22 protein-coding genes and 2 pseudogenes are annotated in these 24,292 nt (G+C 69.6%); 13 read left to right on the top strand and 11 right to left on the bottom strand.

Annotated features, from left to right (window positions below; all coding sequences use genetic code 11):
• The 8 genes and pseudogenes from ACVNF4_RS15035 to ACVNF4_RS15000 all read left to right on the top strand — a co-directional run.
• Positions 1-585: pseudogene (locus ACVNF4_RS15035) on the top strand (nitrate- and nitrite sensing domain-containing protein); the annotation flags it as partial.
• Positions 586-594: 9 nt separating this feature from the next.
• Complete coding sequence (locus ACVNF4_RS15030) at positions 595-1,008, top strand: roadblock/LC7 domain-containing protein (protein ID WP_003993189.1); 414 nt, start codon at positions 595-597, stop codon at positions 1,006-1,008.
• A 121-nt stretch (positions 1,009-1,129) separates the two neighbouring features.
• Complete coding sequence (locus ACVNF4_RS15025) at positions 1,130-1,528, top strand: DUF742 domain-containing protein (protein ID WP_461803294.1); 399 nt, start codon at positions 1,130-1,132, stop codon at positions 1,526-1,528.
• Positions 1,509-2,084, top strand: coding sequence for a GTP-binding protein (locus ACVNF4_RS15020; protein ID WP_010354691.1), 576 nt, complete (start codon positions 1,509-1,511; stop codon positions 2,082-2,084). Before ACVNF4_RS15025 ends, ACVNF4_RS15020 begins: the two co-directional genes overlap by 20 nt.
• Before the next feature lie 380 nt (positions 2,085-2,464).
• Complete coding sequence (locus ACVNF4_RS15015; protein ID WP_461803293.1) at positions 2,465-5,746, top strand: nitrate- and nitrite sensing domain-containing protein; 3,282 nt, start codon at positions 2,465-2,467, stop codon at positions 5,744-5,746.
• A gap of 10 nt (positions 5,747-5,756) precedes the next feature.
• Positions 5,757-6,170 (top strand): roadblock/LC7 domain-containing protein, encoded by a 414-nt coding sequence (locus ACVNF4_RS15010; RefSeq protein WP_007384910.1) that lies wholly within the window; start codon positions 5,757-5,759, stop codon positions 6,168-6,170.
• A 99-nt stretch (positions 6,171-6,269) separates the two neighbouring features.
• Positions 6,270-6,848, top strand: a complete 579-nt coding sequence (locus ACVNF4_RS15005; protein ID WP_461803292.1) for a DUF742 domain-containing protein — start codon at positions 6,270-6,272, stop codon at positions 6,846-6,848.
• Positions 6,829-7,410, top strand: coding sequence for a GTP-binding protein (locus ACVNF4_RS15000; protein WP_388949972.1), 582 nt, complete (start codon positions 6,829-6,831; stop codon positions 7,408-7,410). The genes ACVNF4_RS15005 and ACVNF4_RS15000 overlap by 20 nt, the downstream gene beginning before the upstream one ends.
• A 563-nt stretch (positions 7,411-7,973) precedes the next feature.
• Here ACVNF4_RS15000 and ACVNF4_RS14995 read toward each other — a convergent pair.
• A complete protein-coding gene (locus tag ACVNF4_RS14995; RefSeq protein WP_461803291.1) occupies positions 7,974-8,165 on the bottom strand; it encodes an acyl-CoA carboxylase subunit epsilon in 192 nt (63 codons plus the stop codon).
• 35 nt (positions 8,166-8,200) lie between these two features.
• Complete coding sequence (locus ACVNF4_RS14990; protein WP_461803290.1) at positions 8,201-9,784, bottom strand: acyl-CoA carboxylase subunit beta; 1,584 nt, start codon at positions 9,782-9,784, stop codon at positions 8,201-8,203.
• A gap of 286 nt (positions 9,785-10,070) precedes the next feature.
• Here ACVNF4_RS14990 and ACVNF4_RS14985 point away from each other — a divergent pair, with 286 nt between their 5' ends.
• Entirely contained in the window at positions 10,071-10,670 is a 600-nt protein-coding gene (locus ACVNF4_RS14985; protein ID WP_461803298.1) for a YceI family protein, read from the top strand.
• Between the two features lie 189 nt (positions 10,671-10,859).
• Positions 10,860-11,918, top strand: coding sequence for a Hint domain-containing protein (locus ACVNF4_RS14980; RefSeq protein WP_461803297.1), 1,059 nt, complete (start codon positions 10,860-10,862; stop codon positions 11,916-11,918).
• A 30-nt stretch (positions 11,919-11,948) separates the two neighbouring features.
• Here ACVNF4_RS14980 and ACVNF4_RS14975 read toward each other — a convergent pair whose 3' ends face one another.
• On the bottom strand, positions 11,949-13,151 hold the full coding sequence (locus ACVNF4_RS14975; RefSeq protein WP_461803289.1) for a GNAT family N-acetyltransferase: 1,203 nt from the start codon (positions 13,149-13,151) through the stop codon (positions 11,949-11,951).
• Between the two features lie 237 nt (positions 13,152-13,388).
• Here ACVNF4_RS14975 and ACVNF4_RS14970 point away from each other — a divergent pair, with 237 nt between their 5' ends.
• On the top strand, positions 13,389-14,177 hold the full coding sequence (locus tag ACVNF4_RS14970; protein WP_461803288.1) for a S1 family peptidase: 789 nt from the start codon (positions 13,389-13,391) through the stop codon (positions 14,175-14,177).
• Positions 14,178-14,238: 61 nt separating this feature from the next.
• On the opposite strand, the gene ACVNF4_RS14965 is transcribed toward ACVNF4_RS14970, so the two are convergent.
• The 8 genes from ACVNF4_RS14965 to ACVNF4_RS14930 all read right to left on the bottom strand — a co-directional run bounded on the left by ACVNF4_RS14965 (position 14,239) and on the right by ACVNF4_RS14930 (position 23,695).
• Positions 14,239-15,594, bottom strand: coding sequence for a hypothetical protein (locus tag ACVNF4_RS14965; protein ID WP_461803287.1), 1,356 nt, complete (start codon positions 15,592-15,594; stop codon positions 14,239-14,241).
• A gap of 161 nt (positions 15,595-15,755) precedes the next feature.
• Positions 15,756-17,345: a citramalate synthase gene (gene cimA, locus ACVNF4_RS14960; protein WP_461803286.1), complete on the bottom strand. Its 1,590-nt coding sequence runs from the start codon at positions 17,343-17,345 to the stop codon at positions 15,756-15,758.
• Between the two features lie 315 nt (positions 17,346-17,660).
• Positions 17,661-18,752 carry a branched-chain amino acid aminotransferase gene (locus tag ACVNF4_RS14955; RefSeq protein WP_461803285.1) on the bottom strand — a complete coding sequence of 364 codons (1,092 nt, stop codon included), beginning with the start codon at positions 18,750-18,752 and terminating at the stop codon, positions 17,661-17,663.
• Positions 18,753-18,963: 211 nt separating this feature from the next.
• Positions 18,964-20,007: a 3-isopropylmalate dehydrogenase gene (locus ACVNF4_RS14950; RefSeq protein WP_461803284.1), complete on the bottom strand. Its 1,044-nt coding sequence runs from the start codon at positions 20,005-20,007 to the stop codon at positions 18,964-18,966.
• A gap of 89 nt (positions 20,008-20,096) precedes the next feature.
• On the bottom strand, positions 20,097-20,228 hold the full coding sequence (locus ACVNF4_RS14945) for a hypothetical protein (RefSeq protein WP_010356915.1): 132 nt from the start codon (positions 20,226-20,228) through the stop codon (positions 20,097-20,099).
• A gap of 240 nt (positions 20,229-20,468) precedes the next feature.
• On the bottom strand, positions 20,469-21,074 hold the full coding sequence (locus ACVNF4_RS14940) for an HAD family hydrolase (RefSeq protein WP_461803283.1): 606 nt from the start codon (positions 21,072-21,074) through the stop codon (positions 20,469-20,471).
• A 30-nt stretch (positions 21,075-21,104) separates the two neighbouring features.
• A complete protein-coding gene (gene pruA / locus ACVNF4_RS14935) occupies positions 21,105-22,736 on the bottom strand; it encodes an L-glutamate gamma-semialdehyde dehydrogenase (RefSeq protein WP_461803282.1) in 1,632 nt (543 codons plus the stop codon).
• A gap of 32 nt (positions 22,737-22,768) precedes the next feature.
• Complete coding sequence (locus ACVNF4_RS14930; protein ID WP_461803296.1) at positions 22,769-23,695, bottom strand: proline dehydrogenase family protein; 927 nt, start codon at positions 23,693-23,695, stop codon at positions 22,769-22,771.
• 105 nt (positions 23,696-23,800) lie between these two features.
• On the opposite strand from ACVNF4_RS14930, the pseudogene ACVNF4_RS14925 reads away from it, so the two are divergent.
• Together ACVNF4_RS14925 and ACVNF4_RS14920 are read left to right on the top strand one after the other, a co-directional pair.
• A pseudogene (locus ACVNF4_RS14925) lies at positions 23,801-24,205 on the top strand (PucR family transcriptional regulator); the annotation flags it as partial.
• Positions 24,138-24,292, top strand: a 155-nt coding sequence (locus tag ACVNF4_RS14920; RefSeq protein ID WP_461803295.1) for an LxmA leader domain family RiPP, incomplete at its 3' end; no start/stop codon positions are given. The pseudogene ACVNF4_RS14925 and the gene ACVNF4_RS14920, both read left to right, overlap by 68 nt.

Below are 24,292 nucleotides of genomic sequence, written 5' to 3'. Positions count from 1 at the left end.
GCGACCGGTCAGCACGCGCTGCCCGGGGCCCGTGCGAACGGGTACGCCGCGCCGCCGCAGCGCCCCGAGCCGGAGGCGCTGCCGCCGGCGGGTCCCGGGGACGGCCGTACTCCGCTGTACGACACGCTGGAGACCAACTGGTTCCACCAGCAGGGCCAGCAAGGCCAGCAGGGTGGTCAGGCTCAGGGTGCTCCGGTGCCGAGTGTGCCGCAGCAGCCGCAGGCGTCCGCGCCGGCGCCCGCCCCCTCGGCCCCGCAGCGTCCGGCCGCCGCGCCGGCGTCGTCGTCCTCCTCTTCTTGGCGGGCCACACCCAACGACGATCTGGTCCGGCAGGCCGAGAAGGTGCGTCAGCCCGCTTCGGGCGGGATCACGACGTCCGGTCTGCCGCGCCGGGTGCCCCGGGCGAACCTCGTTCCGGGCACGGCACAGCAGCAACAGCATCAAGCGGGTCCGCAGGTCTCGCGCGCGCCCGACGACGTGCGTGGCCGGCTGACCAACCTCCGTCGGGGCATCGCTCAGGGCCGGCAGGCCGGGGGCGGACAGACAGACAGCTTCCCGAGCCCCACTCACCAGCAGGAGCGTTAGTTGAGTCAGATGAGCCAGGCGGCACAGAACCTGAACTGGTTGATCACCAACTTCGTGGACAACACACCGGGCGTCTCGCACACGGTGGTGGTGTCCGCGGACGGTCTCCTGCTGGCGATGTCCGAGGGCTTCCCCCGGGACCGTGCCGACCAGTTGGCGGCGGTGGCCTCCGGGCTGACCTCGCTGACGGCGGGTGCGTCCCGGATCTTCGAGGGCGGCAGCGTCGCGCAGACCGTGGTGGAGATGGAGCGCGGCTTCCTCTTCCTCATGTCGGTCTCCGACGGATCCTCGCTCGCCGTCCTCGCCCACCCGGAGTGCGACATCGGCCTCGTCGGCTACGAGATGGCGCTGCTCGTGGACCGCGCGGGCGCCGTGCTCACGCCCGATCTCCGAGCCGAACTGCAAGGCAGTCTTCTTCACTAGACGGCCGCCGCACCACCCACCTCACCAAATCACCGTCCGGTCGGCACAAACTCCCCACCCGGCCACCAGGGACGGCACGAGCCCATGACTTGCCGAATTGCCTGTCCCGCCCGGAGGACTCATGACCCCGCCCACCGCCCATCATGATCCGTACGCGGACCCGTACGCGGACGAGGGTGACCAGCCGCTGGTGCGTCCCTACGCCATGACCGGGGGCCGGACCCGGCCGCGCTATCAGCTCGCCATCGAGGCGCTGATCAGCACGACGGCCGACCCGGTGGCGCTCATGGGACTGCTCCCCGAGCACCAGCGGATCTGCCACCTGTGCCGCGAGGTCAAGTCGGTGGCCGAGGTGTCGGCCCTGCTGGCCATGCCGCTGGGGGTGGCGCGGATCCTGGTCGCGGACCTCGCCGAGGCCGGTCTGGTGGCGATCCACCAGCCGGGCGGCGACGAGAACAACGGTGGCGCTCCGGACGTGACGCTGCTCGAAAGGGTGCTCAGTGGACTTCGCAAGCTCTGACGGGGGTAGGGCCACAACCTCCGCGAAGATCGTGGTGGCGGGCGGCTTCGGCGTGGGCAAGACCACGTTCGTGGGCGCCGTCTCCGAGATCAACCCGCTGCGTACCGAGGCCGTGATGACGTCCGCTTCGGCGGGGATCGACGACCTGACCCACACGGGGGACAAGACCACCACCACGGTGGCGATGGACTTCGGGCGTATCACGCTCGACCAGGACCTGATCCTCTACCTGTTCGGTACGCCGGGCCAGGACCGGTTCTGGTTCATGTGGGACGACCTGGTGCGCGGGGCGATCGGTGCGATCGTCCTCGTCGACACCCGCCGGCTCGCGGACTGCTTCCCGGCCGTCGACTACTTCGAGAACAGCGGGCTGCCGTTCGTCATCGCCCTCAACGGCTTCGACGGGAGCCAGCCCTACTCGCCGGACGAGGTGCGCGAGGCGCTCCAGATCGGGCCGGACACCCCGATCATCACGACCGACGCGCGGCACCGGGCCGACGCGAAGTCGGCGCTGATCACGCTGGTCGAGCACGCGCTGATGGCCCGCCTGCGGTAGACGATCAAGTGGGCACTGCCAGAGGGCAGTTGCCGTAAGCTGAACCCGAGCCGACTGTGGCCTTTGACACGGTCGGCTTCGGTGTTCATAACGTTTCGGCAGAGGAATCGGGTGGTACCGACACGCGTCGCGGTCGTGCGGTACCGCTGCGCGCATGGCGGCCCCGTCTTTTGCCGGGCCTCTCTCTGTATGACCGTTTTATGAGCGCTTTACATCACACGTAATCGGCTCTTCTCACTGTTTGGAAGAGCACTGTTCGCCATGCTGGAATGCCTGAACTGCCCAATAGTCAATGACGTAACTAGCTACGGACCCAGCTACGGACGCCGTCGATGGCTGGCTGGGCGTTGAGACACTGCCGCCGAGAGGTTGTTGGTCGAGTGAGGCGAAGCAAGAAAAGTCCCGAGCCTGAGGCCCGGGGCAACTTCACCCCGCCGCCGCGCGGAGCGGCGACCGCCCCTGTCCCTGGATCCGAGCCGCAGTCCGCGCCTCCGAAGAGCGGCGGCCGGCTCTCCCCCCGCAACTGGCGGGTGCCGACCAGGCTGAACGCGATCCTGCTCATACCCGTGGTGGTCGGCCTCGTGATGGGCGGCTTCCAGGTGCGGAGCTCGATCAACACCTGGCAGGAGGCCGAGGACGCGGAGAACACCGCGAAGCTGGTGCGCGCCGCCCTCACCTACAGCAACGCCCTCCTCGTCGAGCGCGACGTCACCGCCGCCCCGCTGCTCCAGGGCAAGGGCGAGAACGACCCGACGGTGGTCGCCGCCCGCAAGGCCACCGACAAGGCGTCCGACGACTTCGACACCGCCGCGCAGGGCATGCCGAACCGGCCCAACCTGGTCCGGCGTCTTGAGGGCTTCCGCAAGGTCGAGCCCCAGCTCCAGACGCTCCGCGCCGCCGCCTACACCTCCAAGCTGACCGGCGTGAAGACGGAGGAGGGGTACGTCGAGGTCGAGCACAAGCTCCTGGAGTTCTCCAACGAACTCGGTCTCGGCACCGGCAACATCACCTCCTACGGCCGTACCGTCTACGCCCTCGCCCTCGGCCAGGGCGCGCTCTCCCTCCAGCGCTCGATCGGCATGCACCTGCTGATCAAGCCGGGCACCAGCCAGACGAGCCTGTCCCAGCAGCGGGTCGCCCTCACGTCGTACGCGTACCTGGAGAACATCGCGACCCAGGAGTACCAGAGCGGTGGCACCGCCGAGGACATCGCGAAGCTGACGGCGGCGCAGAAGCAGATCCAGGTCGACGCCGCGAAGATGCTCACCGAGCAGAAGGCGAAGAACCCGGACTACGTCGCCCCGCCGACCGACCCGGTGCAGTTCCTCACCGCGATCGCCTCGATCCAGTCGACGGACGCCAGTGAGCGCGCGACCCTCGCCCAGCAGGGCGTCACCGCCGAGAACTGGTGGGCCATGACGACCCTCAAGTTCGACGCGTACCGCAAGATCGAGTCGGGCCTCTCGGACACCGCGGTGAACGAGGCCTCGGACATCGCCTCCAGCGCCCAGCGCGACGCCTACATCACGGGTGCGGCCGTCGTCGTCGCCCTGCTGCTGGCGTTCATCCTCGCCAGTGCCGTCGCCCGGCAGATGTCCCGGTCGATGCGTCAGCTGCGCAACGCGGCCTTCGGGATCGCCGAGCAGCGGCTGCCGATGCTGGTCGACCAGCTCTCGCGGACCGACCCGGGCCGGGTGGACACGCGGGTCGCGCCGATCCCGATCAACACGACGGACGAGATCGGCGAGGTCGCCCGCGCCTTCGACCAGGTGCACCGCGAGGCCGTCCGCCTCGCCGCCGAGCAGGCGCTGCTGCGGGGCAACATCAACGCGATCTTCACGAACCTCTCGCGCCGCAACCAGTCGCTGATCGAGGGCCAGTTGACCCTGATCACCGACCTGGAGAACAACGAGGCCGACCCGGACCAGCTGGAGAACCTCTTCCGCCTGGACCACCTGGCGACCCGTATGCGCCGCAACGGCGAGAACCTCCTGGTCCTCGCCGGCGAGGAGCCGGGCCGCCGCTGGGACCAGCCGGTCCCGCTGGTCGACGTGCTGCGCGCCGCCTCCTCCGAGGTGGAGCAGTACGAGCGCATCGAGCTGTCCGGGGTGCCGGAGGCCGAGATCCACGGCCGCGCGGTCACCGACCTCGTGCACCTGCTGGCCGAGCTCCTGGAGAACGCGACGACGTTCTCCTCCCCGCAGACCAAGGTCCGCGTGACCGCCACCCGGCTCCCCGACGGCCGGGTCATGATCGAGATCCACGACAAGGGCATCGGCCTGACCGCCGAGGACTTCGCGGACATCAACCACAAGCTGGCCAACCCGCCGACCGTGGACGCCGCGATCTCGCAGCGCATGGGCCTGTTCGTGGTCGGCCGCCTCTCCGACCGGCACGGCATCCGCGTCCAGCTGCGCCCCTCGGGCGAGCAGGCCGGGACGACGTCGCTGGTCATGCTGCCGGACGCGATCACCCACGGTGGCGGTGGCGAACAGCAGCCGGAGCAGGACCAGTTCACGGTCTCGCAGATCATGCCGGAGCAGCAGTTCGGCAACCCCGCCGAGGGCTTCGGCCAGCCTCAGCAGCAGTTGCGGACGGCGGCGGAGCTGGGCTTCGACGACACCCGCTACCAGGTGCCGGACGACATCCGGGACCTGGACCCGGTGGGCCGCTCGCTGACCCGTGACGAACGGCGGGCCGCGCTGGAGGCACCGCACCCGGACGCGCCCTTCGGCGGCCAGCAGGCCGGTCAGCAGACGGGTCCGCAGGCGACGCAGGAGACGCCGCTGTACGGCGACCCCTTCACGGAATCTCCGCAAGCCCCCCAGCAGACTCCTCAACTGCCTTACGAATCCCCGCAGAACAGCTTCGACGGGGCCGCCACGGGCTTCGTGGACCAGTCCCAGGCTCCCCAGTCCCCCTACGGGGCGCAGGCACCGTACGAGGGCGCACAGCAGGCGTCGTACGACGAGCCGTACTTCACGCCGCAGCAGCAGCCGGGCGCCGGATACCCGGAGCCCGTCGCCGAAGAGCACGCTCCCGCCGCGTCGAACGGGTTCCCGGCCTTCGAGGAGCCGTCCTACCAGGACGACTGGCCGCAGCAGGGCGACTACCGCAACGGCTATCAGGACCAGTACGCTCCCGAAACGGAATCCGCGCAGGTCGCTGACGCGGCCGAGGCGGACCACGTAGGCTTCGACCGTCCGGGACCGGCCCCCTCCGCCGCCGCCCCCTCACTGACCGACGCCGGGCTTCCGCGCCGCGGCGGCCTCGGCATCGGTGAGGCGAACGGCACCGCGCCCGCTGCGCAGCCCACGCAGCGGCAGGAGACGCCGGCCCCGGCAGCGACGGACGAACTCGGCGGTGACGGCTCCTGGCGTTCGGCGAACGACGAACGCTGGCAGCAGGCTTCGCAGTTGCGCAAGCCCAAGGCGGGCGGGGTCACCTCCTCCGGCCTGCCGCGGCGGGTGCCCAAGGCCAACCTGGTCGAGGGCGCCGCGGAAGCCACCCCTCAGGGAGGTCCACAGATCTCCCGTGCCCCGGAGGACGTCCGAGGCAGGCTGAGCAACCTGCGTCGGGGTGTCCAGCGCGGGCGCAGTGCAGGCAGTGAAACGAACGGCCAGGGCTTCAGCCCTGACAGCACCTACAACCAGGAGCGTTAGTGTGAGCCCGATGAGCCAGGCGGCGCAGAACCTGAACTGGTTGATCACCAACTTCGTGGACAACACCCCGGGGGTGTCCCACACGGTGGTGGTCTCCGCCGACGGCCTTCTTCTGGCGATGTCCGAAGGTTTCCCCCGCGATCGCGCCGACCAGCTCGCGGCCGTCGCCTCCGGTCTGACGTCCCTCACCGCGGGCGCCTCCCGGATCTTCGAGGGGGGCGCCGTGAACCAGACGGTCGTGGAGATGGAGAGGGGATTCCTCTTCATCATGTCCGTATCCGACGGTTCCTCACTCGCCGTTCTCGCCCACCCGGAGGCGGACATCGGCCTCATCGGGTACGAAATGGCCCTCCTGGTGGACCGTGCCGGTTCGGTCCTGACGCCCGACCTTCGCGCGGAGCTCCAGGGGAGCCTGCTCAACTAGCAATCGGACGGTGCGTATTGACGTCCCGAGGCCGTAGGGTTTCGGGACGCGGCTCCACACATGGTGCTGGAGCCCGGCACAGTCGGAGGAGGAGAGAAAGTGGCAACACCCCCAGGCGGTTCCCATCCGGGCGATTGGTCGTACGGCCCCGGCCACGGCGAAAGCGCTCAGAACCCGAACCGCTACAACTTCCCCTCCGCACCGAGCCAGCCACGGCAGCCGTACGCCCCGCAGGGCCCCGGCCCCTCTCCGTACGACCAGCCCGCCGCGCCGCGCATCCAGCCGGTGCAGCCGCCGCAGCGCCGCGGTCCCGAGCCGTCGCCCGCCGGCTCCTCGAACAACCCCTTGGTGCGTCCGTACGCCATGACCGGCGGCCGGACGCGCCCGCGCTACCAGCTCGCCATCGAGGCGCTGGTGCACACCACCGCACAACCGCACCAGATGCAGGGCCAGTTGCCCGAGCATCAGCGGATCTGCAACCTGTGCCGCGAGATCAAGTCGGTGGCGGAGATCTCCGCCCTGCTGACCATCCCTCTCGGCGTGGCCAGGATTCTCGTCGCCGACTTGGCGGAGGCGGGCCTGGTCGCCATCCATCAGCCCGGCGGCGACGAGAACGCCGGAGGCCAGCCAGACGTGACACTGCTCGAAAGGGTGCTCAGTGGACTTCGCAAGCTCTAGCGGCGGTCCTTCCCGCTCCACCACCTCCGCAAAGATTGTGGTGGCGGGCGGGTTCGGCGTGGGGAAGACCACGTTCGTTGGTGCTGTCTCGGAGATCAATCCGCTGCGTACCGAGGCCGTCATGACGTCCGCTTCCGCGGGCATCGACGACCTCACCCACACGGGGGACAAGACGACGACGACCGTCGCCATGGACTTCGGCCGTATCACGCTCGACCAGGACCTGATCCTGTACCTGTTCGGTACGCCCGGTCAGGACCGCTTCTGGTTCATGTGGGACGACCTGGTGCGGGGGGCGATCGGGGCGATCGTCCTCGTCGACACGCGGCGTCTCGCCGACTGCTTCCCGGCCGTCGACTACTTCGAGAACAGTGGGCTGCCGTTCGTCATCGCGCTGAACGGGTTCGACGGGAATCAGCCGTACTCGCCGGACGAGGTGCGGGAGGCGTTGCAGATCGGGCCGGACACGCCGATCATCACGACTGACGCGCGGCATCGGTCCGATGCGAAGTCGGCGTTGATCACGTTGGTCGAGCACGCGTTGATGGCTCGGCTGCGGTAGGTCTTTCGCTGTTTCGGTTGCGGCCCTTGTCTTCCTTGTGGGGAGATGGGGGCCGTTCTTGTTTTGCCTGCGAGGGGTTATGTTGGGGCTTTGGTGAACTCTGAAGACGCCGCTATGGAGTTGGGGGCGGCTGTGGGGAGGGTGGCGGCTCAGGCTTGGCTTGGGGGGCCTGTGATGCCGCTTCAGGAGTTGGTGGAGGCACGGGTGCCGGGGCCGTGTACGACCGGCTGGAGCCGTATCTGGCGCGGGAGTTCCGGGGGGGGGTGGGGAAAGTGCGGCGGAGGCTGTGCAGCGGCTCCGACACAGCACAGTGGCATGCGGTTGCCGAACTACCGCCCCTCACCAAGTTGGAGTTGCGCCGCCTCCAGGACTCGCCCGACCTCACACCGCTTACCGCCGAGACTGAAAACACTCGAAGTGAGCCTCAGCAGGACGGACTTGGCTACGGAGCGAGTGCTTCCCCCCGAACCTCCGCCATCTCGACCTCTTCCACTGCACCCTCCCCGAAAACACGGCTGACCTCGACTTCCCAGGTGTGGAAGTCGAGGTCCGCTAAAAACAACTCAACGCCAACTATGCGGCGCCCGAAACCCGTTCTCGCGCTCCAGCCGCCGCCAGCCAGCCCGCACACGGCCTCGGTGAGAAGGGGTCTCGGCAGGCCGGGCGGCAGCTCGGGCCAGCAGGATCGCCGTGATCGCGGCGACTTCCTCGGGGGCGGCGTTGCCCTTTTCGACGCGGATGTCTGCGGTGGTCATAAGGCTCAGTCTCCGTGAGAGAGGTTTCCGCAGGGTTACTGCGGGGGGTTGCCGTGCTTGCGGGACGGCAGGTCGGCGTGCTTGGACTGGAGCATGTGGAGGGACTTGATGAGGACCTCGCGGGTCTCCGCGGGGTCGATCACGTCGTCCACCAGGCCGCGCTCGGCCGCGTAGTACGGGTGCATGAGCTCGGACTTGTACTCCTTGACCATGCGCGCCCGCATGGCCTCGGGGTCCTCGGCGCCGGCGATCTGGCGGCGGAAGATGACGTTGGCCGCACCTTCCGCGCCCATGACGGCGATCTCGTTGGTGGGCCAGGCGTAGGTGAGGTCCGCGCCGATGGACTGGCTGTCCATGACGATGTAGGCACCGCCGTAGGCCTTGCGCAGGATGAGGGAGATACGCGGGACCGTCGCGTTGCAGTACGCGTACAGGAGCTTCGCGCCGTGGCGGATGATGCCGCCGTGTTCCTGGTCGACACCGGGGAGGAAGCCCGGTACGTCCAGAAAAGTAACGATCGGGATGTTGAAAGCGTCGCACATCTGGACGAAGCGCGCAGCTTTTTCGGACGCCTCGATGTCGAGGACACCGGCGAGGGTCTGCGGCTGGTTCGCGACGATGCCGACGACCTGGCCGTCGAGGCGGGCGAGGGCACAGATGATGTTGCGGGCCCAGCGCTCGTGGATCTCGACGTAGTCGCCGTCGTCGACGATCTCCTCGATGACCTTGGTCATGTCGTACGGCCGGTTGCCGTCGGCCGGGACGAGGTCGAGCAGGACGTCCGAGCGGCGGTCCGCCGGGTCCGTGGACTCGGTGTGCGGGGGGTTCTCGCGGTTGTTCTGCGGGAGCATCGACAGGAGGTAGCGGACCTCCGCGATGCAGGTCTCCTCGTCGTCGTACGCGAAGTGGCAGACGCCGGAGGTCTCCGCGTGGACGTCGGCGCCGCCGAGGCCGTTCTGGGTGATCTCCTCGCCGGTGACCGCCTTGACGACGTCCGGGCCGGTGATGAACATCTGGGAGGTCTCGCGGACCATGAAGACGAAGTCGGTGAGGGCGGGGCTGTAGGCCGCGCCGCCCGCACAGGGGCCGAGCATCACGCTGATCTGCGGGATGACGCCGGACGCCTTGGTGTTGCGCTGGAAGATGCCGCCGTACCCGGCGAGCGCGGAGACGCCCTCCTGGATGCGGGCGCCGGCGCCGTCGTTCAGGGAGACCAGGGGAGCACCGGCCGCGATGGCCATGTCCATGATCTTGTGGATCTTCGTGGCGTGGGCCTCGCCGAGGGCGCCGCCGAAGATGCGGAAGTCGTGGGCGTAGACGAAGACCGTGCGACCCTCGACGGTGCCCCAGCCGGTGATGACGCCGTCGGTGTAGGGCTTCTTGGCCTCCAGGCCGAAGCCGACCGCGCGGTGCCGGCGCAGTTGCTCGACCTCCTGGAAGGAACCGGGGTCGAGGAGCAGCTCGATGCGCTCGCGGGCGGTCAGCTTGCCCTTGGCGTGCTGCGCCTCGGTCGCCTTCTCGCTCGGACCGGCGATCGCGCTCGCACGGATCTCGTGCAGCTCGGCCACGCGGCCCCGGGCGTCGGTCGGCTCACCCGTCGCTTCTTCCAAAACGGTCATGTAGCGACCTTACGAAGCGCTCCAAGGATTGCGGGACGTCGACTCCGTACAGTCTCCGGCCCGTTTTCCTGGTACCCCTGAACATAAGCGGGGGCGGGTGCAGGCCTTCCGACTGCTCAGAGGGGCTCCGCGTTGTAGGGGGCCCACAAAGGTCGGACATGAGACGCGGGTCACACGGGCGCGGTCGGCGGGGTGATACGCCCGAGCCTATCCCCTCTCTTGAGGCGATCTTCAGCGACCGAGAGTAGCGTCGTCGTCACCGTAAGGAAGTTGGATGGAGGATCTGATGGGTATCTTCGGCCGCAAGCAGGACGACGCTCCCGAGGCCGCGGCGACGGGCGCGGACCTGGCCGCCCTCACCGGCGACTACACGATCGACCCGGCGCACTCGACGCTCGGCTTCACCGCGCGGCACGCGATGGTGACGAACGTGAAGGGCAAGTTCGACGAGTTCAGCGGGGAACTGCACCTCGACGGCTCGGACCCCGCCGCGTCCACGGCGTCCATCGACATCGTGATGGCCAGCATCGACACCGGCTCCGCCGACCGCGACGGGCACCTGAAGAGCGCGGACTTCTTCAGGACGGAGGAGTTCCCGACGATGACGTTCCGCTCGACGAAGGCGGAGTCCCTCGGTGGGGACGACTACCGCGTCACCGGCGACCTGTCGATCCTCGGCACGACCCGGCCGGTCAGTATCGACCTGGAGTTCAACGGCGCCGCGAAGGACCCGTTCGGCAACGAGCGCGTCGGGTTCGAGGGCAAGGCGGAGATCCTCCGCTCGGACTGGGGGATCACCTGGAACGCGGCGCTGGAGACCGGCGGGGTGCTGGTGTCCGACAAGATCAAGCTGAACTTCGACATCTCGGCGATCAAGAAGGGCTGATCAGGGGAGCTGACCAGGGGGAGCTGATCAGAACGGCTGATCAGGAAGAGTCCAGAATTGATCATTCCGACGGCCCCCCGGGGCAGTTTCTGTCTATTCCTGGCAATCGGAACCAACTAGGACTTCCCGTCCGTATTCCGGGCATCACCCAGGCTCGGAAACACGGCTCCGGGAGGCGCGTTGAGCACGATGTCAGGCCCACAGATCTACCCCGGCGCGGACCGCGGCCACTGGTACCAGACGAAGTACGGCGGCGACCGCATGGAGGTCAACGTCGTCGTGCTGCACACGACGGAGGGCCGTAACCTCCCCGACTACCAGGGCGGCGCCGTCGCCCCCAACCTCACGGCGCTGCCCGATCTGGCGGCGCAGAAGCTCCGCTGGTACCAGCACTTCCAGATCGACGTCTCCTCCCGGGCCCTGGTGAACCTGCCGGGCGGGGTGCAGACGAACACGCTGAACGTGTGCCAGGTCGAGCTGGTCGGCACCTGTGATCCCGACCTCCACGCCAAGTGGAAGGGCAACAGCACCCCGCACATCTACTGGCCGCAGGCCCCCGACTGGGCGCTGCGCGAGGTCGCCCGCTTTCTCTCCTGGATGAACCACCAGCACGGCGTCCCCCTCAAGGGCCCCGCCCTGTGGCCCGCCTACCCCGCCTCCGCCGGCAACAAGGGCGGCCAGCGCATGAGTTTCGACCGCTGGAACGGCTTCCGGGGTGTCTGCGGCCACATGCACGTCCCCGAGAACTGCGTCCACCCCGACACCCCGGTCCTGCGCGCCGACCTCACCTGGCAGCGCGCCGGCGATCTCCAAGTGGGCGACGAGATCCTGTCGTTCGACGAGTCCGGCGACCGCCGGTACCTCCCCGGCACCGTCACCCGCAACGAACCCGGCGTGAAGGAGTCCTGCCGGATCACCACCGACGACGGCGAGATCACCGCCTCCTACGACCACCCCTGGCTGGTCCGCGAGGACGGCCGCCTCAGTTGGGTCCCCAGCAAGGAACTCGCCCCCTTCCGCCACCGCGTCCTGCGCACGCGCCCGGCAAGCGGCTGGCAGGGCACCCCTGTCGCCGGCTCGGACGACACCGCCGTCCTTGGTGTCGAGCACGTCGGGGAGCAGCCCGTCGCGTCGCTGTCGACGAGTACGCGGACGTACGTCGCGGGCGGGCTGCTGTGTCACAACACGCATGGCGATCCGGGCGCGATCGACTTCGAGAGGCTGATCGGGTTCGCCAAGGAGGCGTAGGTCGGGGAGGGGGTCGTTGGAGAGGGGGGGCTAGAACCAGTGCAGGCAGTGCGGAAGGCGGTCGGTTCGGAACAGGGCGTCCGCGCGGCGGGCCGCGTCGGGGTGGTGGGCCTGGACGCGGCCGGCGCGGACGAGCGTGCTCGGGGCGGTGCCGCCGAGGTAGACCGAGCCCAAGTCGCTGATGTCCAGGGAGAGATCGGGCGCCCGGTCCGTCGTCACGCACTCGGCCTTCCCGTCGGTGACGGTCAGCAGCCAGCGGCCTCCCTCCCCCAGGAACCCGTCCTCCACGTCGAGCACCAGCTCACCGTCGGTGAACCAGCCGCGTGCGGTGAGGGCGCGGGGGACGTCGAGGATGCGGACCCAGAGCCAGTCGTCCATGGGGCTGCCCGACTCGGCGGCGCGGAAGTCCGCGAACTGCCAGCGGAGGGGGTGGTCGAGGGGGAGGTGCCTGATGACGGCCTTCTCGACGAGGTCGTGGTCGAGGGCGTAGCGGACGAGGGCCGTGAAGACGTGGTCGTCGGCGGTGATCGTCTCGTCGACCGTCAGCGTGCCGCCCTCCCGGGAGTAGCCGGCGTAGCCGTCGGGGGTGCCGTCCGCGTCGTGGTGGACGGCGATGTAGCGGGGGGCCGGGGCGATCGGGGGCTGGCCGCCTCGCATGGCCCACCACCGGTGGGGGCGGGAGACGGCGCCGGGCTGGTGGCGGCGGTACTTGTCGTAGACCTCTTCCATGAGGTCGACGCAGTCGTCCCGGCGCAGGACCTCGATCGTGCCCGTCGCCCGGTGCGGGCTCGCGAAGGCCGACCTGTGGCGCGGGACCGTCAGGTGCTGGGTGTAGGTCGCCGGGCCGTAGCCGAACCTGCGGTAGATCAGGGCCTCCGAGCAGAGGAGGACGGCGAGGGCCTCGCCTCGGTCGCGGATCTCCGTGAGCTGGTGGCGCATCAGCGCCGTGAGGGCGCCCCGGCGGCGGTGCGAGGGGAGGACGCCGACGGCGGTGACGCCCGAGGTGGGGAGCAACGTCTCGCCGGGGAGGGTGAGTTCGAAGGTGTACGCGCTTGCCGTGCCGATCGGCTTGCCGTCGTCCGTCACGGCGAACAGGTTGCGGTCCGGCTCGTTGGCCGCCCACCAGACTCCGCCGCCGTCCTGCGCGGGGGTCTCCGGGAAGAGGCCGAACGCCTTGTGCATGGTCGTGATGAAGAGGTCGTTCTCATCGGCGGCAGCAGATCGGATACGCATGGGTGACAGGGTGCCGTGGCGGGACAGGGGGAGGTCAAGCCATTTTGCGGGGGTGGCACATTGGGGGGCGTTGGCTTGAAGCGCACCCCGCTCTCGGCTCAATTCCACTCCTTGCGCGAGCCCTTACCGTTTTCTCATACTTCACCGGAAGATCTTTGTCGTGCACACGCCACAGATCGGCACCCGTTGCAGGTCCGTCAAGCCCCAACTCCCCCCTCACGGAAGGCAACAACAACGGTGAAGAAGCTCGTCACACTGGCCAAGAGATGTATCGCCGCCGCAGCCGTCACCCTCGCGGTCGTCAGCCTCCAGCCGCTCTCCACGGCGACGGCGGCCCCCGCGCCCGTCGTCGGCGGAACCCGCGCCGCGCAGGGTGAGTTCCCGTTCATGGTGCGGCTGTCCATGGGCTGCGGCGGCGCCCTGTACACGTCCCAGATCGTGCTGACCGCCGCGCACTGCGTGGACGGGACCGGCGCGAACACGAGCATCACGGCGACCGCCGGTGTCGTGGACCTCCAGTCCACCTCCGGCCGCCAGCAGGTGCGTTCGACCTACGTCTACCGCGCGCCCGGCTACAACGGCACCGGCAAGGACTGGGCGCTGATCAAGCTCGCGTCCCCGATCACGGGCCTCGCGACGCTGCCGATCGCGACCAACACGACGTTCAACACGGGGACGTTCACCGTCGCCGGGTGGGGTGCGGCCACCGAGGGCGGGGCCCAGCAGCGGTACATGCTGAAGGCGCAGGTGCCGTTCATCTCCGACGCGACCTGCCGCTCGTACGGCGGTGACTACAGCGGCCTGGTCGCCAGCGAGGAGATCTGCGCCGGGTACGCCGCGGGCGGTGTCGACACCTGCCAGGGTGACTCCGGTGGCCCCATGTTCCGCCGTGACGCGAACAACGCGTGGATCCAGGTCGGCATCGTGAGCTGGGGCGACGGCTGCGCCCGGCGCAACTCGCCCGGCGTGTACTCCGAGGTGTCCACCTTCGCGTCGGCGATCGCCTCGGCGGCGCGGACGCTCTGAGGTTTCGAGGGCCCCCAGGGATCCGAGGACGGGTTCCTGGGGGCTTTCGCGTGCACCGGCGCTAGAAGCCCCCGCCGAAGTCCCCTCCCCCACCCCCCACATCACCGCCCCCGTCTCCGAACCCACCCCCGAAGTCACCGGGGTCGAAGTCGGAGCCGGAGAAGTCGCCGCCGTCGTAGCCCTGTTGGCCCGGCCCGCCGTAGTCCGTGCCGTAGTCCGTGCCGTAGTCCGACGCGTACGACGGGGTCGTCAGCAGCCCGCCCAGCATCGTGCCGACGAGCAGGCCGGGGAGGATGCCGCCGCCGAAGTAGCCGCCCGCCCAGGGGCCGTACGCCGGGCCCGCCTCCCAGTACGGGCGGCGGCCGTAGTCGCTGTCCACCTCCCGGATCACCGGATCGCGGCCGTCCGCGAGGCGGGTCGCGTCGGCCGCGCAGACCGGGACCTGGCGAGGTGAGCCGCCCGGCGGGGTCCAGGTCGCGTCCGTCGTCGAGGGGCCGTGGCGGGGGTCGAAGAAGCAGGGCGGGCGGCGTTCCGGGAGGGGGCGGCCCTCCCGGCGGGCCGCGAGCTGGGCCAGCGAGAAACGGCCGTCCTCCAGCGCCTGGGTGACCGCCCGGACGTCGTCGGGGCGCGTCACAGCCGCCATCGACGACTTCGCCGTGTCGTAGGCGTCCAGCGCGCGTTCGTAGTCGGCGCGCATCGCGTCGTCCGCGCCGTTCTCCGCCGGGTGGAAGTCCAGGCGGTCCAGTTCCTCGCCGAAGGCGGTGATGTCCTCGTCGACGACGACGCGCAGGCGGGCCAGGGCGGCCTGCTGTTCCTGCGCCTTGCGGCGGCGGGTGCGGCGGACGAGGAGGTAGCCGCCGGCGCCGGCCGCCGCGAGGACCGCGCCGGAGGTGACCAGAGCGGTCGTCGAGACACCGCCGTCGTCCGGGGAGCCCCAGGTCGCGGGGGCCCTGCCTCGCATGTTCGTGAGGGCTCTGGTGGTGAAGTCGGTGAGCTGGGTGGGGGCCGCGGTGGTCGCCGCGACGCTCTGGACGAGGTTGCGGACCGCCGTGCCCGGCAGGACCCGGGAGTCCGCCCTCGCGTCGAAGCGGGTGCCGAGGCGGATCGCGTAGAGGCCGGTGACGCCGGTGGCCGTGCGGAGGTTCTGGAAGAGGGACCCGGTGGGGTAGTCGGCCGGGAGGACCGCCACGAACAGGGGTCTGTCGGCGTTCTTGATCCGGTCCGCCAGCGCCTTGGCCTCCGGCTCCGGGAGCTGGTCCCTTGCCGCCGGGTCCACGTAGACCGGGTTCTGCCTGAGTGCCTGCGCGATGGTCGTCAGGCTCGTGGCCGTGGCCGACCTCGCCGGCGGGGCGGTCGCGGGGAGCAGGATCAGGACCGCCGAGGCCAGCACCAGGAGGACGGCGGCTTTGACCTTCATGCCATCGACGCTACCCGAATATCGGACAAAGGGGGTGGGTGGCCGGAGGGGTGGCGTCGGTGTGGGCCCTTGTGGGGCCGGGGCGAGGGCCTTGTGGGCCGAAGCGGGGTCGCGCCGGGGTCGGGCGTGCGCCTCGTTCGGGGAGCCGGTCGTCGTGGCCGCTACTCCGCCGGCGTGACCCCCGCGCGCAGCAGCCCGTACGTGTACGCGTCCTCCAGTGCCTGCCAGGACGCGGCGATGACGTTGGCCGCGACGCCGACGGTCTGCCATTCGCCGGTGCCGTCGGTCGTGGAGATGAGGACACGGGTGGTGGACTGGGTGCCGTGGACGCCCTCCAGGATGCGGACCTTGTAGTCGACCAGCTCCAGCTTGGCGAGCTGGGGGTAGATCTTCTCCAGGGCGACGCGCAGGGCCCGGTCCAGGGCGTTGACGGGGCCGTTGCCCTCGGCCGTGGCGACGATCCGCTCGCCCTTGGCCCAGAGTTTGACGGTCGCCTCGTTCGCGTGGCTGCCGTCGGGGCGGTCCTCGACGATCGCCCGCCAGGACTCGACCTGGAAGTAGCGCAGGGCGCTGCCCTTGACCTCGGCGCGCAGGAGCAGCTCGAAGCTGGCGTCGGCCGCTTCGTAGGTGTAGCCCTTCAGTTCGCGTTCCTTGACGCGGTCCACGACCCGGCCGACGAGTTCGCGGTCGCCGCCGAGGTCGACGCCGAGTTCCTTGCCCTTGAGCTCGACGGAGGCGCGGCCCGCCATGTCGGAGACCAGCATCCGCATGTGGTTGCCGACGAGCGCCGGGTCCGTGTGCTGGTAGAGGTCGGGGTCGACCTTGATCGCGGAGGCGTGCAGGCCCGCCTTGTGGGCGAACGCCGAGACGCCGACGTAGGGCTGGTGCGTGGAGGGGGTGAGGTTGACGACCTCGGCGATCGCGTGCGAGATCCTCGTCATCTCGCGGAGCTTGCCCTCGGGGAGGACCTGCTTGCCGTACTTGAGTTCCAGGGCGGCGACGACGGGGAAGAGGTTGGCGTTCCCGACGCGCTCGCCGTAGCCGTTCGCCGTGCACTGGACGTGCGTGGCGCCCGCGTCGACGGCGGCGAGGGTGTTGGCGACCGCGCAGCCGGTGTCGTCCTGGGCGTGGATGCCGAGGCGGGCGCCGGTGTCCGCGAGGACCGTCGTGACGACGGCCTGGATCTGGGCGGGGAGCATGCCGCCGTTGGTGTCGCAGAGGATGACGACGTCGGCGCCCGCGTCGCTCGCGGCGCGGACGACGGCCTTCGCGTACTCGGGGTTCGCGCGGTAGCCGTCGAAGAAGTGTTCGCAGTCCACGAAGACGCGGCGGCCCTGGGCGGTCAGGTGGGCGACGGTGTCCCGGACCATCTCCAGGTTCTCGTCGAGCGTCGTGCGCAGGGCGAGTTCCACGTGGCGGTCGTGGGACTTCGCGACGAGGGTGACGACCGGGGCGCCCGAGTCCAGGAGGGCCTTGACCTGGGGGTCCTCGGACGCCTTCCCGTTCGCGCGGCGGGTGGCGCCGAACGCGACGAGCTGCGCGTGCTTGAACGTGATCTCCTGCTGGGCTCGCGCGAAGAACTCCGTGTCCCTGGGGTTCGCTCCCGGCCAGCCGCCCTCGATGAAGCCGACGCCGAAGTCGTCCAGGTGGCGGGCGATGGCCAGCTTGTCAGCGACGGTGAGGTTGATGCCCTCGCGTTGGGCGCCGTCTCGGAGGGTGGTGTCGAAGACGTGGAACGAGTCGTCGGTCATGGTTGGGGGCTCCTGATGCTCCTGGAAAACGAAAAGACCCCTCGCGGGATGCGAGAGGTCTGCGCGGGGCACTGCGTGGCTTCAGCAGGGTCCGGCGCGCTTGATGCCAATAATCGTGGCGAACGAGAGCACACCGCAGTGTTGCATGGGTTGGGGGTGGGTTTGGGGGGTGTCTCAGAATGCGGAAGGAGGGGCGGGTGCGCCTACTCGTCTGCCTGGCTGCGCTGAGGGGGCGGGTGCGGGTACATCGTGGTTGATCGCGCAGTTCCCCGCGCCCCTAAAGACAAAAGCGACCACCCGCCCCCCTTTCCCGGCTCAGCCCTCGATCTTGTGCATCCAGCCGTGCGTGTCCTCGACCACTCCCCGCTGGATGCCCAGCAGGGCTTCGCGGAGGCGGAGGGTGACCGGGCCCGGGGTGCCGTCGCCGTGGGTCCATTCGGTCGTCTTCGTCTTGGCGGAGCCGATGGGGGTGACGACGGCTGCGGTGCCGCAGGCGAAGACTTCGGTGAGGGCGCCGGACCGGGCGTCCTCGCGCCACTGGTCGAGGGTGATGACGCCTTCCTCGGCGGTGTAGCCGAGGTCCCGGGCGACCTGGAGGAGGGAGTCGCGGGTGATGCCTTCGAGGATGGAGCCGGTCAGTTCGGGGGTGACGATGCGGTCGCCGTAGACGAAGGCGACGTTCATCGAGCCGGACTCCTCCACCTTGGTGCGGGTGACGGCGTCCAGGTAGACGACCTGGGCGCAGCCCTGGGCGGCGGCTTCGGCCTGGGGCAGGAGGGACGCGGCGTAGTTGCCGCCCGTCTTCGCGTCGCCCGTGCCGCCGGGGACCGCGCGGAAGAGGTCCTCGGCGATCCAGATCTTGACCGGCTTGACGCCGCCCTCGAAGTAGGCGCCGGAGGGGGAGGCGATGAGCATGAAGAGGTACTCGTTGGCCGGGTGGACGCCGAGCGCGGCCTCCGTGGCGAACATGAAGGGGCGCAGGTACAGCGACTCCTCGCCGCCGTGTGCCGGGACCCAGTCCGCGTCCTGTGCGAGGAGCGCGTCGAGGGCGGCGATGAAGAGGTCCTCGGGGAGTTCGGCCATGGCCATGCGGCGCGCGGAGTTGCGGAAGCGGCGCGCGTTGGCCTCGGGGCGGAAGACGGCGACGGAGCCGTCCGCCTGGCGGTACGCCTTGAGTCCCTCGAAGATCTCCTGGCCGTAGTGGAGGACGGCCGTGGAGGGGTCGATGGAGATCGGGCCGTACGGGACGAGCTGCGCGTCGTGCCAGCCTCGGCCCTCGGTCCACTTGATCGTCACCATGTGGTCGGTGAAGTGGCGGCCGAAGCCGGGGTTCTTGAGGATGGCCTCGCGGTCGGCGGCGGCCAGCGGGCTGGCGGACGGCTTGAGCTCGATCGTGGGCGTCGTCATGAGTGGTTGTCCTTCACCGGTTGTAGTGACGGCCGCGCACACCGTCGTCCTGCTCTCCCGTATATCGCGGCTCCGCGTTCGATTATCGCGCGGAGCACTCCGTGGGAGGAAACGGGGTGAATGCGGCCGGGATTGATGGTGACACCCGGCGGGACATGGCGGAAGCCGCCGGGTGCGGTCTGCGACCCGGCGGCTTCTGGAGCGTGCGGGCCTACTCGGCTACGCGTACGACGAGGGCGTCGCCGATCTCGGTGGTGGACCGGGCCGGGAGGTCTCCGCGTTCCGTGAGGTCGGCGGTGACCGCCTGCTCGACGCGGGTCGCCTCGGCGTCGTAGCCGAGGTGGCGCAGGAGGAGGGCGACGGACAGGACCGTGGCGGTGGGGTCGGCCTTGCCCTGGCCGGCGATGTCGGGGGCGGAGCCGTGGACGGGCTCGAACATCGACGGGAACTCGCCGGACGGGTTGATGTTCCCGCTGGCGGCGACGCCGATGCCACCGGAGACGGCCGCGGCGAGGTCGGTGATGATGTCGCCGAAGAGGTTGTCGGTGACGATCACGTCGAACCGGGCGGGGTCGGTGACCAGGTAGATCGTCGCCGCGTCGACGTGGATGTAGTCGGTGGTGACCTCGGGGAACTCGGTCGCAACCTGGTTGAAGATGTTCGTCCACAGGTGCCCGGCGAAGGTCAGCACGTTGTTCTTGTGGACCAGCGTGAGCTTCTTGCGCGGACGCGCCTGCGCACGGGCGAACGCGTCACGGACGACCCGCTCGACGCCGAACGCCGTGTTGACGGAGACCTCGGTGGCGACCTCGTGGGGCGTGCCCTTGCGGATCGTGCCGCCGTTGCCCGTGTAGGGGCCTTCGGTGCCCTCGCGGACGACGACGAAGTCGATCTCGGGGGCGCCGGCGAGAGGGGTCCGCACGCCGGGGAGCAGCTTCGACGGACGCAGGTTGACGTGGTGGTCGAAGGCGAAGCGGAGCTTGAGGAGGAAGCCGCGCTCCAGGACGCCGGAGGGGACGCTGGGGTCGCCGATCGCGCCCAGCAGGATGGCGTCGTGGTTCTTGAGGGAGGCGAGGTCGGCGTCGGTGAGGGTCTCACCGGTGGCGTGGTAGCGCTTGGCGCCGAAGTCGTACTCCGTCGTCTCCAGCTTGACGTCCTCCGGGAGGACGGCGGAGAGGATCTTGAGGCCTTCGGCCACGACTTCCTGCCCGATGCCGTCACCGGGGATCACTGCGAGATCGATGCTGCGAGACATGTCGGCACCCTACTCCGGGTCCCAGAGGGTGACACGGGGCGTCCGCGATGCGGACACCCCGTGCCTACCAGGATGCGGCTCCCGGTGGCTCAGTGGCCCGTCTCTCCGCCGTTGTCCCGGCGGTCGAGGGCCCGCTGGAGGGCGGCTGCGGCGTTCTTGCGGTCGTTCTCGCTGGTGCGGGACACGTGGCGGACTCGGCGGCGGACGGTCGTCTCGGCCATGGGTGATCGGCTCCTTCTTCACCAAGGGGGCTGTTGCGAGACGCCGGTCGGGCGGGAAAGCTCACGGGCCGCAGGGGTGGCTGCGTAGGGCCCGGCTCACATCCGCCATTCGCTTGGTCGAGCGAGACGTTCGGCTCCTACAAAGTTACGGGCGCCGGCCGCTGTTGTCTGCACAATTACTCGGACTTCCTACTATCTGAGACGGCACCCCCGCCGACCTGCGGTGACGCGCAGTGGCCGTCAGCCCCGGAGGCTGTCCAGCAACCCGTCCGGCACGGCGCCCGAGGTGGCCGAGAAGGAGTACGGCAGGGTGCGGAAGCCGGTCGCGGCGGCCCGGGAGACATCACGGGGGCCGTTCTCGACGACGAGGGTGGTGGCCGGGTCGAGACGCCGAGCGGCGCGCTCGAACAGGCCCGTGCCTTTGGAGACACCCTCGCGGCAGGAGAGGAAGACGAGGTCCGGGTCGATCCACTTGTCGAGGCGGAGACGGGCGGACTGTTTGGCGTACCAGAACGTCGTGTTGTCGGAGACGACGCCGACGCGGTGGGTCGCGGCGGCGGAGAGCATCGTCTCCGCCGCCGGGTTGGCGACGAGCAGGGTCTCTTCCAACTCCCGTATCAGGAAAGGGGAGACGGGCAGACGCAGTCTTCGGGACAGCGCCCTCCAGTAGTCCTGCTCGTCGGTCTCACGGAGGCTGAAGCGGTGCCAGAGTTTCCGGCCCGTCTCGGCGACTTGCTCCCGGTCCAGGCCCAACCGGTCGGCCAGACCGGTCCGTTCGGTGAGAAGGAGGGTTTCCCAGGGGTCGCAGAAGAGGACGTCGCCGAGGTCGAACAGGACTGCGTTCATCCGCCTAGCCTTCCCACCGAACCGTCACGGCTAGCCCATGTGCGGGTACGTGTAGTCCGTCGGCGCGACCAAGGTCTCCTTGACGGCCCGCGTCAGCGTCCACCGCGTGAGGTTCTGCGGGGCGCCGGCCTTGTCGTTCGTCCCGGAGGCCCGCCCGCCGCCGAAGGGCTGCTGGCCGACGACCGCGCCGGTGGACTTGTCGTTGATGTAGAAGTTCCCGGCGGCGTACCGGAGTCTGGCCATGGTGTGGGCGGCGGCGGCGCGGTCACCGGCGATGACGGAGCCGGTGAGCGCGTAGTCCGATACCGACTCCATCTGGTCCAGCATCGCGTCGTACGCGTCGTCCTCGTAGACGTGCACGGCGAGGAACGGGCCGAAGTACTCCGTGCGGAACACCTCGTCGGCGGGGTCGCTGCACTCGACGACCGTCGGGCGGACGAAGTACCCGACCGAGTCGTCGTACGTGCCGCCCGCGACGATCGTGCACGCCGGGTCCTGCCGCGCGCGGTCGATGGCGGCCTTGTTCTTCGCGAAGGCCCGCTCGTCGATGACGGCGCCGATGAAGTGGGACAGGTCGGTGACGTCGCCCATCGTGATGCCGTCGACCTCGGCGGCGAACTCCTCGCGGAAACCGTCGTTCCAGATGGACGCCGGGATGTAGGCGCGGGAGGTCGCGCTGCACTTCTGGCCCTGGTACTCGAACGCCCCGCGCGTCAGCGCCGTCTTGAGGACCGCGCGGTCGGCGCTCGGGTGGGCGACGACGAAGTCCTTGCCGCCGGTCTCCCCGACGAGGCGCGGATACGAGCGGTACTTCTCGATGTTGGCGCCGACCGTCTTCCACAGGTACTGGAAGGTCTTGGTGGAGCCGGTGAAGTGGATGCCCGCCAAGTCGCGGTGCTCCAGGGCGACTTCGGAGACGGCGAGGCCGTCGCCGGTGACGAGGTTGATGACGCCCTTGGGGAGACCGGCCTCTTCGAGGAGCCGCATCAGCAGGACGGCCGCGTGGGTCTGCGTCGGGGACGGCTTCCACACGACGACGTTGCCCATCAGCGCGGGAGCAGTGGGCAAGTTGCCTGCGATCGCGCTGAAGTTGAAGGGGGTGATCGCGTAGACGAACCCCTCCAGCGGGCGGTGGTCGAGGCGGTTCCAGACGCCGGGGGAGTTCGCCGGGGGCTGCTCGGCGAGGATCTGGCGGGCGTAGTGGACGTTGAAGCGCCAGAAGTCGACGAGTTCGCAGGGCGTGTCGATCTCGGCCTGCTGGACGGTCTTCGACTGGCCCAGCATCGTGGAGGCGGCGATCGTCTCCCGCCAGGGACCGGCGAGGAGTTCGGCGGCACGCAGGATGATCGCGGCACGGTCGTCGAAGGCCATCGCCCGCCAGGCGGGGGCGGCGGCGAGAGCCGCGTCGATGGCGTCCCGGGCGTCCTGCTGGGTGGCATTGCGGTAAGTCCCGAGCACCGCACGGTGGTTGTGGGGCTGGACGACGTCGAAGGCGTCCCCGCCACCCATCCGCCGCTCCCCGCCGATCGTGCACGGCAGGTCGATCGGGCTGTCCGCCAGCTCCTTCAACTTGGCTTCCAGCCGGGCCCGTTCGGGCGAGCCGGGAGCATAGCCGCGCACCGGCTCGTTGACGGGGGTGGGGACCTGGGTCACAGCGTCCATCAGTAACTCCCTTGTGAGTGACCGTGCTTGTTTCAGTGCTTTGTGAGCGTCGAGCGCGCGAAGAAGCGCAGGTTCGCCGGCTTCTCCGCCAGCCGCCGCATGAAGTACCCGTACCAGTCCGTCCCGTACGCCGTGTACACCCGCATCCGGTGTCCCTCGGCGGCCAGCCGCACGTGTTCCTCGCTGCGGATGCCGTACAGCATCTGGAACTCGTACTCGTCGGGCTTGCGGTGGGCGCGGTGGGCGAGTTCCTGGGCGATGGAGATCAGGCGGGGGTCGTGGGAGCCGACCATGGGGTAGCAGTCGCCGTCCATCAGGACGCGCAGGATGCGGACGTACGCCTTGTCGATCTCGTGTCTGTCCTGGTACGCGACCTCGGCGGGCTCCTTGTAGGCGCCCTTCACGAGCCGGACCCGGCTGCCGCCGGCGGCGAGGCGGCGGGCGTCGGCCTCGGTGCGGAACAGATAGGCCTGGAGGACACAGCCGGTCTTGGGGAAGTCGCGGCGCAGGTCGGTGTGGATGGCGAGCATCGAGTCGAGGGTGGTGTGGTCCTCGGCGTCCAGTGTCACCGTCGTCCCGATGGCGTCGGCGGCCTCGGCGACGCGGCGGACGTTGCTGTAAGCGATCTCGTGACCGCCTTCCAGGGCTTGCCCGAACATCGACAGCTTGACGGAGACCTCGGCCTTCTCGCCGAGCCCCAGCTCCCCGAGCCGCTCGATCAGCAGCAGGTACGCGTCCCGCGCGGCCGTCGCCTGCTCGGGGGTGGTGATGTCCTCGCCGACGACGTCGAGCGTCAGCTCCAGCCCCTTGGAGGTGAGGTCGAGGACGATCGGGACGACGTCGTCGACCGTCTCTCCGGGGATGAACCGGTCGACGACCTGCCTGGTCACCGGGGCGGCCGTCACCAGTCGGCGCATCCGGTCGCTGCGCGAGGCGGCGAGAATCACGGGACCCAGCACGAGCACCTCCACAGACATGAACACCAAGTCACCGTGAACCTAGGGATCTCTCCGATCGTGGGCCATCGACAGGTGTCACGCATCCGTGCCGGGGATCTCAGACAGATGTATGAAACGGGGCCCCAGGTGGCGCAGAATGTCCCGGTGACTCCGGATTATCAGGACCTCGTGGACGAGATCTCCGACCTCCTCGGCGCCCCCGCGACCCTGGAGAGCCGCGATTTCGAGCTGCTCGCGTTCGGGGTGTACGACAGTGAGGACGACCTCGACGCGTCCGCGCTGGACCCGGTCCGCACGCGCTCCCTCCTCACCCGGCGCTCGACCGCCGCCGTCCGCGCCTGGTTCGAGAGCTTCGGCATCACCCGCGCGACCGGCCCCGTCCGCATCCCGCCGGCCCCCGAGGCCGGCGTCAACCGGGGCCGCCTCTGCCTGCCCGTCCGGCATCGCGGCGTCGTCCTCGGCTACGTCTGGCTCCTGGAGGACGGAGAACGAGAAGCTCATCGCCGGTTACGCCGCCTACACGACCGCTGACGAGTACGGCACCGCCGCCGCCGGCGAGGCCCCCGCGTCCGCCGAGACCGTCGGTATCACCATCGC

It is taken from the genome of Streptomyces sp. S6, from assembly GCF_054880855.1.
The sequence above is the reverse complement of the archived record's forward strand: the minus strand, read 5'-3'. Positions and strand labels throughout refer to the sequence as shown.